This is a genomic window from Bacillus mycoides (assembly GCF_001757995.1).
GTDB classification, from domain to species: Bacteria; Bacillota; Bacilli; order Bacillales; family Bacillaceae_G; genus Bacillus_A; species Bacillus_A mycoides_B.
This window is the reverse complement of sequence record NZ_LXLV01000019.1, coordinates 251,027-266,927: the sequence shown is the minus strand read 5'-3', so window position 1 is coordinate 266,927 and position 15,901 is coordinate 251,027. Positions and strand designations below refer to the sequence as shown.

Sequence of the window (15,901 nt, the reverse complement as noted above, 5' to 3'; positions counted from 1 at the left end):
TCTTAGTCAATAAACTCAATTTGTTTATTCGATTTAATGATCTTCTTCAATTTATCGGAAAGGGTATTGATATACTGATCCACGTCTTCCTCCGTCGTTAGTGTTGTGACTCTAACAAGATTGAACACTTTCACCGTTTCTTTTTGGACAGTTGGCTCAGGGCGCTCAACTACACCTGTGCCTATCATTTTCTGTTCCTCAGCTTTTTTACGTTGCCACTCGATGATTTCCTGATGAATGCTTTTTTCCATTCTTTCTTTGAAGCTCGTACTTTGGGAAATGGTCGCATCGACTTTAAAAATATCCGTAAAAGAATCAAGATTTTCGTTAAGTTCGTTGTAATAAATATCAACACTCTGTTTCGTTTCATTAGACACGCCATATTGCTTGGCCTGTAATGATAAGTAGTCATAATCTACTTTTAACTTTTCTTTTGCATTTGCTTTTTTCTCTGTAAGTACAGCGTCAATATGCTCTTCCATCGCATAAATCAGCTCAGGGATGTCTTTTATCTTTTTGTATGGAATTGGATCTTGTAGAATCGAACGGAGCTTATCCATAACCCCTTCCACTTCTTCTCCTGACAAGTATGCCTTGTTTTCTTCATACTTTTTCAGCCCCTTCAAACCTTGGTCAAAAATTCCCTTCTGGTTTGTGCTGAAGAAACCTTTCACATATACTACATCTTCTTCCCAGTAGGCCAGGTCATCTTCCAGCTCTTTCAGCTTCGTAAAGAAAGAAGCATTATCCAGCCCTTTGTGAAACTGCTCAAAGTACTCCGATCCTTTATTCAGTAAGCTCATCCCTGGGTATTGTCTGTCTTCGTAACGTGCTTTTAATGCATTAATTTCAGCTATTTGCTGGTCAATGAGCGTACGAATATCTTTTACCAACCCATCCTCATCATCAGCTAAATCTGTCTTATTAAAAACTTCTTTACACACCCGTTTAGCTGTGCGGATTAGAGCTTCATCTACTTTAACCCGTTTGACTATAATCGCTTTATCAGCTTCAGCTGTTTTGGTAAAGACCGTAACAAGTGTATTGGTATTTTCTTCTGACTCCAAGTATTCGGCGTTATAACGAATACGGATACGTTGCTCCTTCAACAGTTGAGCAATTAACACCGCTATATCGAGTGTTTTCCAGCCATATGGTTTGTCCTGGAAGCGATCATATAAGATCTTGACACGCACTTGCTTTTTAAGGTCATCTTGCAAACTGATAAAATCAGATACTTCTCTTTTTGCGAGTTCATTCGGATTCGTTTTTAGAGTGTCGTCAAAGGAAATTTGATCGTCATTGGAAGCTAAAATCGAGATTAAACCCCGCTCATTTTCCATATGCTCTTTTACATAGCCGAGTTTCGTATAAACATTATCGACCAATAACTTAAATGCTGCATTGATTTTCTCCCGAACAGAAGGGCCTTTAATGTCTACGTTGTCGCCATTGACATAGAACGCCCCATCCTTAATTGCCTCTTCCAACAGTTCACGTACTCGGCGTCTACGTTCTCGTACTTCCGCCTGCTTGTTGTTCAAGATGTTTTGGATGCTTTCTGGCAGCTGAGTGACATTCTTTTTCTTACGGAATTCCTCGATTCGAAGTGCTTCTTCTATTTCCTCTACATATGACTCATTACCAGCAAGCTTGATGATCATTTCTCCACTTCCTGATGTCATCATCATCAGTTCTTGCTCAGACTTCTGATAATAGTCAGATAGCGGTGACAGAATTTGCATCCCAATACTTGATGTCTGGTTTCCATAGTTTTTCTCATCCATTTTTTGATTGTAAGAAAATGAATATTCACTAGAATAACGGAATCGTTTTTCATCGTAAAGATCCTGAAAAATATATGTCGCTAGCTCACGCTTGACCAGGTCTTCCTCGATGCTTAATGTTTTAATCTCTCGGTTAATGTCCTGCTCATCATCCGTCAAGAACAAGTAGTAATCGCCATTTTTTTGAATCAACGTTTGCGAAATGAGTTTTCTTAGGGATTCTTTAATTTTTGCTTTTAGTTCAAGCTTATCTTCATCAATATGTGTCACCATTAGCGTTGCGATATTGTCGATATTCGCTGGCAGTTCTTTAATGTACTTGATCATAAATAACACTTTCAACAAGTCGATGTTAAAGTTATCATCTTTTAACACAGGGTTTTCGTATGCCCCTTCAATGACCCTTGAAATCGAAGGATTGAGAAACTCTTTAATTGTGTCATAAAAAGCATGAAACGGAATAAGTGCCCCTTCTTCAGCATCCTTGTAGCGAAGCCCTGCTTCTTTGAAGGCAGATAACATAGAACGCTCTCCTTCTGATAAGTGTTTACCAGATGAACCGTGCTTCCTTACTTGTTCAAACACGTTCTGCAACAACTTAAATTGGTATGGGATGAATGGATACACATCCGCAAACTCCTGTTCATTGTCATAGCCACGCAAATCCGCTGTACTTTCTCGGAAACTGATGAGGTTTTTCAAGATGGCACTTTTTTCAGGGAACATTACTTTCAACTTATCGTTGGCAAAGTCTTTTTTCAGAAGAATCCGCTTCTTAATGACTTCATCGACCGAAATTGATGATAAAGATAGTCTCGTATCAAAACGTCCTTGAATACGAGAGAAGTCATCACCCTTTACTTTGACGATGCTGTCAATACTCTCTTGCGATGTGACCATGATCCATACTTTCCCCTGACAATGTGTCCCAAGGTCTTCTGCCACCGTCTGCAAGTTCAGCATTAGACTACGGCTATCTCCAATATACTGGCCAATCTCATCAACCAAGAAGATAAGATGAAAATCCTTTCCTTTTTGATCAATATATTCTTTTACATCTTTGGCGAACTTTTCAATGCTAATTTCAAAGTTGTTCACACCGTTTTCAAACCAGTTTCGTGCAGAATCTTCCGTCATATCGGTGACTTTTGTCAACGCACCAATTACAAAGTCCGCATCAAAATAGAAGCTATTACGACGATCTTCCCATGACTCGCCTGCTAAAGCATGGAATTCTATTTTAAAAGCTTCATATACACCCTGCTTGTCCAAATACTTCTCCATCTCAGCAACGCCTGGAATATCCCCGTAATAGCCACGATGCTCATAAAACACCTTCATGAAGACACGCAGAATCGCATCTTCTTTTGATTTATTATCGAGTGAACCTTTAGAGTCAATATTAAAGAGAATGACTTCCGTTTCCACATCGGCTGTCCGTTGCATATTAGCTAACACAATTGGGTCCTGCACTTTATCCGCAAAGAAATTAATCGCTGGTTTGCCTTTTACCTTCTGGTTCTCCAGCAAATACGCGAGAATTTTTAAAAAGTGTGATTTACCAGAGCCAAAGAACCCCGAAATCCACACACCCATTTTGTCAGTTGCACCATTTAATCCTTTTTGATAGTTCTCATAGAATTTTGATAAATGCTTATGTAGTTCACGAGTAACAACGTATTCATCCAGTTCTTGATAAATGTTGGATTCATCAGTTTGGGCAACTTTAATAACACCACGAATATCACGTTCAATATCTTTTTGAAAAATGTCTTTAATAATCATCTGAACTCCCCTATCCCTTTAATCGACTAAGCGAAATGCTCTGTAATAATTGTCGTCTTTGAATTTCCCAAACAGCTGTAAGAGCTGACCATCGTACTTACCTGGAAAGAACATAATGACAGGTATTTTATCGAGCACTTCCTGTAAGTTGTTTAATATGTTATGAGAGCGAACAAACGGATACACTTTCCCCACTCCTGTTAAGAAGACAACATTATGATCGCCTATCTGTTCCTGGATTTTCTGCAAGAAGATGTTAGGTTTCGCAAATGTCGTCATCGCTCTGAACAATGCATCCTTCCCTTGCCTTTCTTCCATGTCAAAGATGCGATCAAAAATCTTTCGTTCTTTCGCAATCTCTAAGAGCATCTTATACAAATCGAACTCAATGATCTGTCTGTTTGATCCTTCATAGCTGAACTCTTTTTTTATGTGCTGGATGTAATCCCGAACGACGAGTTCACCTTCTGGTTCGTAATCGAACACATAAAAGCTAATCTCATTGCCAAGCCCACGCCCATCAATAAATTTCTCTTCCTGTATTTTTGGTATGATTTGATCCAATCTTGCATTCAACTTCACCACGTTGTCACCCCTTATTCACCCATAACACGAACATATTTGACATCACCAATATATGTAAGATGGTCTTTTATCTGTTCATCGATGATCAGACGGTTCACTTCTTTACTACGTCGATCTCTCAGCATACCACTTTCGAACAGCACCTGCATGTACGATCGTTTTAACTTCTCTATATTTATGTCACTCCAATTTGCGACTTTTTCGCTTTGTTCCGACTTGACAGTAAAGAACAGATTGATGTCTTTCTTTTCAATTACAGAATCATTATTTTGAAGTTTTTCACTTACCACTTCATCCATGAATTCATAAAAGAGCAAATCCGTTTTCATGATGGCATACAAATTGATTACTTTACTCATTTCTATAGAGCCTTCCGTCATAAGTTGGGCCAAGACATGATCAATGACCTCTGCTCTCCTCATAACTGAAGGTAACGCTCGATTTATTCTTCCTTTATTCGTAAATTGAAAAACGTTCTCTTCTACGACTTTTTTTCTTATTTCTTGTATTGAGAGACCACATCGTTTCAGTTTAACCACCTGTTTTAGCTCAAATAACAAATAAGAAGCACCGTTCAAACTTGAAGAATACTCTAATTTCATTCTCATTCAACCCGACCTTTCACACAAAACTAAGCAACTATCCAATTTCCAAAATCCGCTCCACTACAACTAATCGTCTCTTTCCGCATTGTTGTTGAATGACTTTCGTGAATTGATTATTTTTCATAAGCTTACCCTGGTTGTTTTCATGCATGTTTTTAACACCCTCAATTAGCTCTTGCTCTTTAATTTGCTCTTGCCAATACGCGTCGACTAATTTGTTTAACGCTGTAGCTAAATCCCTCTGTGTACGGTAAAACAATTTCAACTCCACAAAGACCACCTCGAATCCTATCTTTACTTATTTCTTATTTTACTCTTACTCAAGTGGTAAGGCAACACAAGCCCCAACAAATAAACAGCAAATTATATACCTTTACAACTTATATTCTCTAAAAAACATATAAAAAAGAGTCTTTCCTCCCCTGATTAACCGCCTCTCTCCGCTAAAGGATATGTAGTGTAGCTCCATTTCTATCTAAGAAAATTAGCGCCTTAACAACTCCACAGTCGAGATGATACCATCACGGTATATAACAAGGCGTTTTTCATTTAACTCGCAACTTACGAGATCCATATGATACTAAATAAAATATATGCCGTTACCTTATTAGCGTAGAGATTTGTCACATTATAACTGCTATCCACCGCATACAAAAAAAGAAAAAACCTTGAGATCAAGGATTTTTCTTTTTTCCGTATGTTTAGATACACGCTTCTTTAAATTTCACTTATTGGCCATAGTTCAGTCATATACTAACATCAAATCACAAACAGTTGTGTCTACAATCTCCTTAAAAATCCGATACTAAAAGCAGTACTTTTATCTCAAATAACTATGAGAGACCTTATTCTCTATATCCCAAACTAATATATCTTCCACATCCATGAAAATCTTTAGCTTCTTATAGATATAAGAACATACAAGAGTCATGCCGAGAGAGAATGAATCTAAAAGCGGTACTTCCTTTAAGAAAAATTATAAATTTAATCTAAATTAATTTCTACTCGATACTTACCATCATCACCAAACAACATTTCACCAAATTTTAAAGCTGTATCTTTCTGCATACTCGGCAGTAGATGACTATATGTATCAAGCGTTATTCTTACATCAGCATGCCCCAACCGTTCCGATACAATCTTAGGATTTACTCCTTGTAGCAACAACAATGTCGCATGAGTATGCCTCATATCGTGAAATCGAATTTTAGGGATAACCGCTTTTTTAATAATAGATTTAAAGACCCTGCGAATATTACTTTTATGAGTAGGGGTACCAAATTCTGTACATACTACTAAATCTAAATTCTTATAAGAACAATTTTTTTCTCTTTCTCCTCTTATAAATAGCCAATGCTTTTTTAAAGCTGTAACCGTTTCTTCTGGTAAATCAATTGTTCGTGAACCTGATTTTGTTTTTGTATAAGGCAACAAGTCTTTCCCATCACTACTAAGCGTTTGAGTAATACGCACACACCCATTTTCAAAATCTACATCTTTCCAACGAAGCCCCAATATTTCTCCTTGTCTCATTCCTGTTGTTAAAGCTAGTAAAAATGCTATATAGTATCTTCCACTCTTTTTAGCATACTTCAAGAACTGCCTTACCTCTTCTACATTCCATACCGTTAATTCTTTCTTCACTGCTTTTGGCCGATCTACAAGAGCAGCAGGATTACGAGCTATTAGTCCCCATCTTTCAGCTTTTTTCAATGAATCATTAATTAATGTATGTACCTTTTGAATATTTTCATCCGACAAAGCTTTTTCTTTTGTTAGCTTGTTATATAGCCCTTGTATAATCATCGGATCAAGTTTTGTTAGTTCCACATCTCCTATTGCTGGGATGATATGTTTTTCAACAACCCATCTATATGTATTTAGAGTTTGCTTCTTTACCTTTGTCATTTTATCTTCTAAAAATCGCTCTAACAAATACTCTTTATAGAGAATTTTATTTGGCTGAATATATGTTCCCAATGTTAGTGATTGTTCTAAATCTAACATCGCTTTCTGAGCGTCTTGTTTTGTTTTAAATCCTCTCTTTTTAAATTGTCTTGGTTTGCCGTCATCTTTTTTTCCATGTGTTAAAATAAAATACCATGTCTTTGTATTTTGATCTTTCTTTACTGTTCTGCCTGCCATTATCTTCACTCTCCTAAATGTACAATTAAAAAAGCAGCGACAATTTCATCGCTGCTTGAAAGATTAATAACTATTTCCCGTGAACTCTTCTATTTTCATGTTCACTTTAGAAAGCACATATTGTTGAATACACACCTTAGGAATTCGATACGATTTTCCAATTTTAAATGATTTAACTTTTCCTGATTGTAATAATTCGTATGCTTTATTTCGCCCAATGTCTAACATTTCCATTAAATCTTCTACGTGTACAACATCATCATAATTCTCAAACACCGCCAATCACCTCTTTTCTTAGCACTCAAATTTATAATATATATCTAGAAAATCTATCTTTACTTAAATGTTTATGGGAAATTAAATGTAATTATCTTTCGTTATTTGATATTAAAAAGCTTTATTCAACATATTTTTGGAAGCAGATTTATTCCTTATTTTCTTTCTAAAATCACCTAAATGTATAACCTTAATGTCACCATTCGGATCATTTTTCTCTATAAATTTTCTTAGTTTTTTTGAATTTCCATAATATAACCATAATTTATTTTCGGTATGAACTGCTTGCAATTTAGCAATTGATCTTTTACGCAAACCTCCATCAATTGATATTGCCCACTCAATATCTCCCAACTCATTCATCCATATCACGTCAATATAACCACTTTTGTTCATAGCATAATTTTCTAATTTCATCCTTGCTCCTTCATACCCAAATTCCCTTCCTAACTCGATCACATAATCACATAACTTCCTATTCAATTCATCACTGTTTTTCACATCTTTTAACAGTACATTTATTCGCTTAACTACCATATTTTTAATATATAAAACATCAATCGTATTCAAATTAATCACCTCGTCGTATTCTATAACTTGCTCCAAATAAAAAAGAGATGTTCTTTCTACAAAGCGTAGAAACCATCTCTTTACCACTCTCATTATTGTGCAGCTTTCAAAGAATTTTTTTCTAGCCTTTGTAAGCCTTTATTCGTCCACTATAACGTTACACTATTTGTTTTAACAATTTTGTCTGTTTCGTCCATCCCATATTCCCTCGTTTTACAAGAAATTAAAACAGCGACTATTTCCCTACGTTTATTAACCCAAAGATATTCATTTTTTTGCTTATATTCTTCTATCTGAATTTGCACTTTAGTAAGGACATACTCTAGTAATTCGTAAGCCTTGTTTCTTTCTATATCTAACATTTCTATTTTCTCTTCAACAATAACTACATCATCATAATTTTAAAACATATGTTACACCTACCCCCTTTCTTAAAATCCCAACATTGTAATGTACGGCTAAAATATTTTAATTTGCTATTACTCTATTGTTTATGGTTAATTATTTTTTATTATGTTGTATCCTTCTTCTTTATTTTGTTTTATATTTTATATAACAAAATAAATGAAAATATGAAATATAAAGTCTAAAAACTTCATATTTTCACATATTTTTTATGAATGGAGATAAATTTAATGAATAAAAATCAATTAGAACTTTTAAAACTTCCTATTTACTTCCAAAAAATACTTACTGATAATGAATACGGAATAAACGAAGAAGGTGATTTACTCCTTACCAAAAATGGAAAACAAAATAAAGTTTGCAATTTTTTACCGATTTTAACTCAGATTATTTATAAAGAATCGAATGGTGCTTACGAAGAGTATAAGTATATTTTTGAAGGCATTATAAAAGGAAGAGAAAGACTCCCGAGAATTGAGGTTTTGACGAAAGACCTAAACAACAAAAAATGGATAAAAAATTGGAATCCCTTCTGCAAGGTATATCCCAAAATACAAGAAAATTTCGAATTAATATTAGACTTTGTGTACCTCCTTTCAAAGGAAGTAAATAAGTCAATAGAATTCGACTCAATTGGTTGGAACGTCTATAACAATAAATGGGTATACCTATATTCAAGCGGTTCATATCCATCTACACTAGAAAATAATTTACAAACAAAAACATCGGTACAAGGATTTGATCTGTTAGCTAATCCGAATCTCTCCGAGGAAGAGGCATTCAAACATACTTTGGAAATGCTCGATCTATGTGACCCTAAACTTACTTACTCACTTTTATGTTTCCTGTTAACTTCATTGCTTACAACACCTTTAACCAAGACCAAAGATTTAAGTCCTAACTTTTCCCTTTGGATTTACGGTAGGTCAGGAACTGGGAAAACAAGTATAGCAGAGTTGTTTTCTAAAGTATTCGATAAAACAAATATGTTACGTGTTGATACATTTAGAAATACTATGAAAAAAGCTAGTTTAGATTATAAAGATTGCGTATTAATCTTGGATGATTTTGGTACATCCAAAAATAAAAATGATGAAAACAATACGATGGCAAAGGTTGAAAAGATGATTCGCTCTCTAAGTGATAAGTCCAATTCCTTAGATAATGAAGTGCTTCCCAAAGGGATGATACTGTTTACTGGTGAAAAGTTTATAGATATGAATGAAAAGAATCATTCAACCGCAGCAAGGCTCATACGCGTTAAAATGGATAATATTTTCAATTCCACTGAAAATAATTTTGAAAAAGAACGAGTAGAAAAATTTATAGAATATAAAAATGGTCTTTACTTGCAAACAAGTATAAAGAATTACTTAAGATGGTTGGAGGCTAGGCTAAATAACAATTTATTGGACGATTATCATTACGATTTTATTAAATTAAGGAAAGAAATAGATGTAACTGTACACGCTCGAGTACTTGATAGTATCACGCACATGATTATAGGTTTTAATTTCTATATGACTTATGGAAAGGAAATGGGGTTTATTACACCAGAGCAGTATATAGAACACTGTAACAAAACTCGAGAAATACTAATAACAGTATTAATGGAACAAAAAAAGGTTGTCCTTCCTCCTCTTATTGAGCAATTTATAGATGTGCTAAAAAAATTACTGATAGAAAAAAAGATTAGAGTTATTGAAACAGTGGATCTTATTTATGGATCAAAATTAAATAACGATCAAAACGTCTATGGAATATTGGACTTGAATAAAAACAGTTTAAAGCTTCAATGGGCTTCAGTACTACAATTTATGGATGAATATTTAAGCAGGCAGGAGAACTTCGTCCCTATGTTCAGTCATCAAAGCAAAACATTAGGAAAATTATTATCATCACTTGGTTTTATTAGGGTTCAAACATATCAAAATACGAACAATGTAACAAAACCATATCAAATAATTTCTGATAACAAAGAAGGCAAAAGTAGGGTAATCGATTTTTATGCAGATAAAATACCTGAAATTACGGACATTGTACAAGAATTAAACCCAAAATTGGATTTAGACGCTTTCGCTGACGATACAGAAGTTTATGATAGACAAAATTATAAGAGAGGAAAAAAGAAAAAGGAACTCACCCTCATGCTCAATGGAGAAGAATTTAACTTTAAACGTTGATCTTTGCGTAACTAATTCTCCTTCCTATGAATATTTTTAAAATATCTAATGGAGAGTTAGTTCTAAAATAGGATGGCTATTGTCAACGCCAATGAGCTTAAGGAATATCCCAATCTTCAACCTAGTCATGTACTCACGTATCCATCAGTAATAAGTGGAAAAATAAAATCATTCTATGATAGAAACAGTCAAAAACACTATTTACTTTACACAAAAAGTACAAAGATAGCTATTAATAGCCGTCTTTGTACTTTTTTAATTGCTCTATAACATTACTTTGACTTAAATAATATACCCCCTCCGCTTACCATGTCTGTACAATACAGCATACTGCGTTATTGGGGAAATTGAGTGAGGTATTGTTATATGATTGATATGATGTATGTAAGTTATAAACTGACGAAATCCGAGTATAATAACATCTTTAAACAATTGCAAGCTTATTTAAAAAAGTATAAAACCTCTCACCAACTTCGTAAGGATTCTTGGGATAAAGGTGCTTACATTTCTAACGCACTATCCAGATATGGATTTCAGGAAATCCGACTAAGGAGTAATAAGTGGGGATACAGATCTATTGAAATTAGATTACGCCCTCTATTATTGATCGATCCCAACGGTTATTATAGAGTGACAAAGTTATCAGAATTTAAAACCGTTCAAACTAATTTTAATTATGTACTTAAAGACATATTATCATTAAACGTCCCCGATTTCTTTGAATGGAAAGCGAAGAGAATTGAAGCAGCAATAGATTTGACTATTGATGAAAGTTTAATCCCTAAATATTTGTTCTTGTTCAAAAAAGGGAACATACCCGATTACTTCCTTGATAATAGACATACTCAAAAGTATTGGAATTCTAAAACAAATATGTACTTGATGTCTGCATATAAAGCGGTCAACTGGTATAACAGATACGAGACTCTACTACTTAAAGAACAGCAAAAAAATAAGAGTTTTTTAGATTTTTCAGAGACTAGGGGGATTTTACGCTTCGAGACCCAAGTCAGAGACAGCGATGAATTTGTCATTGATGTGTTGAATCAGCAACGTTGCAAAAAGGAAATCATGAAGTTTTATAAGCTAATTGTAGGAAAAGGTGACTATTACACATTGGAAAATGCTATAGAACTGGTAAATCAAAAAGTCGATGATGGACAAATACAAATGTCATTAAAAATGCTATTAAGATTAATAAATAAATGTGGTAGTATCGTTAAGGCAAAACATAACTATATACAAGGAAAAGATGTTCATAAGGCAGCAGATACATTTAGCAACCGAATAAACCTTTTGAGAAAGTTAGGAATAAATCCAATTACATTACCGTCAGATTGGGAGATTTCCTATTTAGAAAACTTATATGACAAAATCGAGGAGAGCTTAGATGAAGAAAAGGAATCTTGTATTTCAATCTAATCACTCCCCTCTAATAAAAAGACGATATCATTCACGAAGGAAATAAAAATTATTAGAAAAACAATCGTTATTTTAGTTCTTTCTAAATGCTCATTTTTTACTCTTTCGTGCTGTTATCGTCTACTTTTCCATTATTATATTTTTCATGTTTTTAAAATAAAGTCTAATGTTAGAATTAGTTTTTCACTCGTAATTACAGAAAACACATTTGTAAAATGTATATTCACTTATCTTTCGTACCAATTATGTGTAGAATAATTTTTATCACTTCAATTGCAACCTCACTTGGTTTAGAACACATCCTCTTCACCTCTACTTTCAATGTTATACCCTATCAATAATCTGATGGTAAAAGCATAGTTGCATATTCTCCATTGTCTACCAGCCACACATTACAGTTAATCACCCCCTTAGAATTTAACTTAAATTTGTATTCTAATTGCAAAGGTGGAGACTCCTGTGTATTACAGACAAGTTGATGTTCATGATCTGATCGCAGCTCAAATACTTGCAAGTAGTCCAGTCGATCTCCAGCGGCTTTTCGACAATCAATGATAAGCCATAAAAATTGTTGCAATTCTAATGGAATTATATTCTGTACCGCTTTTGTAGCAAAACGGCTCTGATTTACATCAAACATATATGTCCTACCTCCCTTTTATTTAAATAACATGGGCAAATTATATTTCTTCTTACATATGACCTTTTTCTTTAAGTGAAATAAAACTCTCCTCACAAACAATAAGATGGTCTAACACATCTATACCTACAACTTTTCCTGCTTCCATAAGTCGTTTTGTAACTTCAAGATCTTCTCTGCTTGGAGTAGGATCATTGCTAGGGTGGTTATGCGCAACAATAATTGAAGCTGCATTTGAAATTATTGCTGGTTTCAGAACTTCACGTGGATGTACAATACTAGAATTCAAACTACCAATATGACAAACATTGATAGCAGTAGGCTGATTTTTTATATCCAGACAGAGTACAATAAAATACTCTCGATCAGCCTCATCTAGAAATTGCTTAAATAACAAACTTGCATCTTCGGGAGATTTCACTCTTCTTTCTTTGTAAAGAAGACTGCTCTCTTTTACCATTTTTAGTTTTACGATTTCAACTCGTTTTGCTGGTTGATTTATACCAACAGGTGATTCTAGTACTCCTTGCTTTCCTGTTCTACTCTCACGATATATCATTTTTTATTCCTCCAGTCATAAGAAAAAGGGCTGCTCTTCATCTGAAAAGCAACCCTTTTTGTATTCATGTAAATAATATATATTTAATAAATGGAAGTTTACTGTAGACTTGTTATCTTCTAGATAAAAATCCGTTATCTTAAACTTAAATTTTTTTCTTTTATATATTTTTTTGTACAATTCCTGCCTATATTAATGAACCCAACGCATCATCGCTTTAATTCCTAATAACCCCAAAATAGATACTAAGTATTCTAGATTAGCTGTAAATAACGATGATATAAGTAAAAAGGTTGGAAAGTACAATCAATCACTAATCTACGTATATTACAAAGCAGGAATACAGTAAAAGCTGAATGCAAACAACTAAACTAATTTAGCTAGATGATTTATCATATAGCTGGATTTTGGCTTGGGTTTATCGTTATTTAGAATACGGTTCTACATGATGTTGGTAAATACGGTTTTAATTAGTTAAATTGAACGTATGTATAGTTTCAATTACAACTTTTTCAAACACAATATTAATTTGTTCTATCTTAGATTCATGTTCGACTGGTATACTTCTGTAATCATGTACATAAAGATTCCTAATACTATATAACGCTTTCTCTGGACTATTTTTTTTATCTCTACCAATACTTTCTAATAATGTATTACATAATTTCTTTAATTCATTTCTAGATTCATGATGCGAACTATACTGGTTAAACAATTTTCGAATTCTTTCACTCTCATTCGCGAGCTTTCCTAAATCTTCTTTAACTTGAAAAAGATTTTTTTCATCTTTTGATAATCCATCTAACATAATTGTAAGTTCACTATTAAAAATTTTTTCAATTAATAATTCTATAACTTGATACAGCATATAAAATTTTACTAAATGGTGAGATGTATCTACTAAAACCTCGTTAAATAAATAAGTGATAAATACTTCTTTACTTAATTCAGAAGATAACTTATTTACTCTTAATTTTTTGTCACCGCATATCTCTTTTGAATTATTACCGTACTTAGGTAAATACCCTATATCATATAATGATGGAATATACTTTCGATAATCATAACCACTTATCTGCTGAGTATTAGAGTTACTAGTAATAAAAACATGAGTACTTTCAATATCAAATAAATCTTCTAATTTATAGTTACAATCTTCTCTGTAATTTAAATTATTTAATCCCAATTTTTCAGACTCACTTAATAATTTTAGAAAGGCTACATATGCATAATTTAAAAAATGCTTATTCTCCGCATAATCATGATTTTTAGATACTATAGCTTGCAATGGAAAGATCCAACCCAATCTAATTTCATCATCAAATACTTGAAAAATGTTATTCTCAGCAAAATTTTTGTTATATAGTAAGTGAATTTCATAATTGCTTGTATCGTTCATTTCATTAATATTTAAATTATATTCAAATAGTGCTTTTATAATATCTTCAGAATCCTTAAATATAAATTGCATATTCGCACTATCGAATTCAGAAAAATTTAAACGAAATTCCAATGTATCATTTTTAATAATTATGCTCATTTTATTCTGATTCCCTACGATATTTTTTATATCCATCTTCTACAGCTTGACTTAGATTTAAATATGCATCTGAATCTTTATTAAATAAAGCTCTAAAAAACCAATAAAAATACTCACGTTGTGAATTACCAATCTTTTTGGATTTTCTTTTAATTTCGTCCAAATTAATAATAAAATCGATTATCCAATCTTCTTGGTTTTCATCAGATGTTAAATTAGGTATTATCTTATTTACTTCTTCAAATCCACTAATTAAATCGAGATCTCTTAATTTGCCTATTGCTGCACCAAAGCCAGTAAATGCTTGAGATTTATTAAATAGTTTTAATGCCGAGACTGCAAATGCTCTCGAACTTAATTTCATTTCTTCTTCGTATTCTGTATCCAATTGCCAATCAGCACTATAATCTACAACATGTTTTATGAATAAATTAAAGGTTATTAAATACTGCATAAATAAATCTTGTTTTTGATCTTCAATAGATAATTTTTCTAAACTCTTTACATTATTTAATACATCGAATCTATCCATTGGTAATGGGTCTCTTTCAAGATATGAATTAAACCCTTCAATAACACTTTTAAAATTATACGTTCCTAATTCATTATTATTATTTTCATCAACCTCTCTTAGAATTTTAATTCCCTCAATGTCAAATTGTAGATAATCTTGGTATAGCATTTCTATTTGGTGACGTATAGACATAGGTGTTTGTCCTGTGTTTAGTGTTAACATTCTATATAAAATACCGAATTTGTTAATTCCTAGATATAACTCAAGTCTTAATTTATTTGAGTAAAATGCGTTAATAGCTTCTTTACTATCCGTACTTTCATACTCTATTTCAACGTCTTTTAGTGTGTGCGTTCTCTGTAATCCATCTAAAATTATCAATCTTTCTTTATTATCATTTATATATTTTATTAATTCATCATCACTCATAGTTGCATATTCATTATCTCTTCCATTGCTAAGACCCAGTACCATAGGTGGCATCAAACATCCACTTTTTAAATCATTTTTTAGTAAAGAATATACTGTATTAGATGATTTTACTCGACGTCTTTGCAAAGGATTATTTTCAATAATTTTACTAGCAATTTTTAGATATTCTTCATAAGTCATTTCAATAAATATATTTTCTGCACTAATACGAGAATCAGTAATACGAGATTTAATTTCCACTTTATAAGCTCTCCTTTTTAAAATAATCTATTTTATTCATCTAAGGATAATTATAACATTTTAAATCCCTAATAAAAAACAGTCAAACTAATCTCTTAGTTTGACTGTTTCCTTGACAAATACTTAAACCTCACTTACTTATGATAAGGTTTACCCTACATCATTAAAGCACAAAATTGATTTTGAATATAAGATATACATCAACATAGAAAG

The 15,901-nt window shown here is 32.8% G+C and carries 14 protein-coding genes; 2 read left to right on the top strand and 12 right to left on the bottom strand.

The features are described from left to right. Window positions 1–2: 2 nt before the first annotated feature. The 8 genes from brxC to BWGOE10_RS33290 form a co-directional block, all read right to left on the bottom strand. Window positions 3–3,572, bottom strand: coding sequence for a BREX system P-loop protein BrxC (gene brxC, locus BWGOE10_RS06265; protein WP_070141359.1), 3,570 nt, complete (start codon window positions 3,570–3,572; stop codon window positions 3–5). Between the two features lie 18 nt (window positions 3,573–3,590). Beyond that, window positions 3,591–4,157 (bottom strand): DUF1788 domain-containing protein, encoded by a 567-nt coding sequence (locus BWGOE10_RS06260; protein WP_070141358.1) that lies wholly within the window; start codon window positions 4,155–4,157, stop codon window positions 3,591–3,593. Window positions 4,158–4,168: 11 nt separating this feature from the next. Beyond that, window positions 4,169–4,759, bottom strand: a complete 591-nt coding sequence (locus tag BWGOE10_RS06255; RefSeq protein WP_236735956.1) for a DUF1819 family protein — start codon at window positions 4,757–4,759, stop codon at window positions 4,169–4,171. A 37-nt stretch (window positions 4,760–4,796) separates the two neighbouring features. Next, on the bottom strand, window positions 4,797–5,033 hold the full coding sequence (locus BWGOE10_RS06250; RefSeq protein WP_070141356.1) for a TIGR04540 family protein: 237 nt from the start codon (window positions 5,031–5,033) through the stop codon (window positions 4,797–4,799). Window positions 5,034–5,746: 713 nt separating this feature from the next. Then, window positions 5,747–6,907: a tyrosine-type recombinase/integrase gene (locus BWGOE10_RS06245; RefSeq protein WP_070141355.1), complete on the bottom strand. Its 1,161-nt coding sequence runs from the start codon at window positions 6,905–6,907 to the stop codon at window positions 5,747–5,749. Window positions 6,908–6,970: 63 nt separating this feature from the next. Continuing rightward, window positions 6,971–7,183, bottom strand: coding sequence for a helix-turn-helix domain-containing protein (locus BWGOE10_RS06240; protein ID WP_070141354.1), 213 nt, complete (start codon window positions 7,181–7,183; stop codon window positions 6,971–6,973). Between the two features lie 111 nt (window positions 7,184–7,294). Next, window positions 7,295–7,753 carry a hypothetical protein gene (locus BWGOE10_RS06235; protein WP_070168295.1) on the bottom strand — a complete coding sequence of 153 codons (459 nt, stop codon included), beginning with the start codon at window positions 7,751–7,753 and terminating at the stop codon, window positions 7,295–7,297. 149 nt (window positions 7,754–7,902) lie between these two features. Then, window positions 7,903–8,115, bottom strand: coding sequence for a hypothetical protein (locus tag BWGOE10_RS33290; protein ID WP_236735955.1), 213 nt, complete (start codon window positions 8,113–8,115; stop codon window positions 7,903–7,905). A 273-nt stretch (window positions 8,116–8,388) separates the two neighbouring features. Between BWGOE10_RS33290 and BWGOE10_RS06225 the strand changes: the two genes are divergently transcribed. Then, window positions 8,389–10,341 (top strand): hypothetical protein, encoded by a 1,953-nt coding sequence (locus BWGOE10_RS06225; protein WP_070141352.1) that lies wholly within the window; start codon window positions 8,389–8,391, stop codon window positions 10,339–10,341. A gap of 366 nt (window positions 10,342–10,707) precedes the next feature. Continuing rightward, complete coding sequence (locus BWGOE10_RS06220) at window positions 10,708–11,763, top strand: hypothetical protein (RefSeq protein WP_070141351.1); 1,056 nt, start codon at window positions 10,708–10,710, stop codon at window positions 11,761–11,763. Between the two features lie 334 nt (window positions 11,764–12,097). On the opposite strand, the gene BWGOE10_RS06215 is transcribed toward BWGOE10_RS06220, so the two are convergent. From BWGOE10_RS06215 to BWGOE10_RS06200, 4 genes are all read right to left on the bottom strand, one after another. Continuing rightward, window positions 12,098–12,403, bottom strand: coding sequence for a DUF960 family protein (locus tag BWGOE10_RS06215; protein ID WP_070141350.1), 306 nt, complete (start codon window positions 12,401–12,403; stop codon window positions 12,098–12,100). A gap of 52 nt (window positions 12,404–12,455) precedes the next feature. Continuing rightward, a complete protein-coding gene (locus tag BWGOE10_RS06210) occupies window positions 12,456–12,962 on the bottom strand; it encodes a JAB domain-containing protein (protein ID WP_070141349.1) in 507 nt (168 codons plus the stop codon). 466 nt (window positions 12,963–13,428) lie between these two features. Further along, window positions 13,429–14,502, bottom strand: coding sequence for a hypothetical protein (locus tag BWGOE10_RS06205; RefSeq protein ID WP_070141348.1), 1,074 nt, complete (start codon window positions 14,500–14,502; stop codon window positions 13,429–13,431). Between the two features lies 1 nt (window position 14,503). Beyond that, the gene (locus BWGOE10_RS06200; RefSeq protein WP_070141347.1) at window positions 14,504–15,688 is read right to left on the bottom strand and encodes a hypothetical protein; all 1,185 of its coding nucleotides are present in this window, start codon (window positions 15,686–15,688) and stop codon (window positions 14,504–14,506) included. Between the last annotated feature and the right edge of the window lie 213 nt (window positions 15,689–15,901).

Excerpts from the sequence above, each read along its gene's own strand:
- BWGOE10_RS06245 (WP_070141355.1), bottom strand. The coding sequence starts at position 6,907 with ATGGCAGGCAGAACAGTAAAGAAAGATCAAAATACAAAGACATGGTAT.
- BWGOE10_RS06225 (WP_070141352.1), top strand. The coding sequence starts at position 8,389 with ATGAATAAAAATCAATTAGAACTTTTAAAACTTCCTATTTACTTCCAA.
- BWGOE10_RS06255 (WP_236735956.1), bottom strand. The coding sequence starts at position 4,759 with ATGAAATTAGAGTATTCTTCAAGTTTGAACGGTGCTTCTTATTTGTTA.
- BWGOE10_RS33290 (WP_236735955.1), bottom strand. The coding sequence starts at position 8,115 with ATGTTAGATATAGAAAGAAACAAGGCTTACGAATTACTAGAGTATGTC.
- BWGOE10_RS06205 (WP_070141348.1), bottom strand. The coding sequence starts at position 14,502 with ATGAGCATAATTATTAAAAATGATACATTGGAATTTCGTTTAAATTTT.
- BWGOE10_RS06215 (WP_070141350.1), bottom strand. The coding sequence starts at position 12,403 with ATGTTTGATGTAAATCAGAGCCGTTTTGCTACAAAAGCGGTACAGAAT.
- BWGOE10_RS06220 (WP_070141351.1), top strand. The coding sequence starts at position 10,708 with ATGATTGATATGATGTATGTAAGTTATAAACTGACGAAATCCGAGTAT.
- brxC (WP_070141359.1), bottom strand. The coding sequence starts at position 3,572 with ATGATTATTAAAGACATTTTTCAAAAAGATATTGAACGTGATATTCGT.
- BWGOE10_RS06210 (WP_070141349.1), bottom strand. The coding sequence starts at position 12,962 with ATGATATATCGTGAGAGTAGAACAGGAAAGCAAGGAGTACTAGAATCA.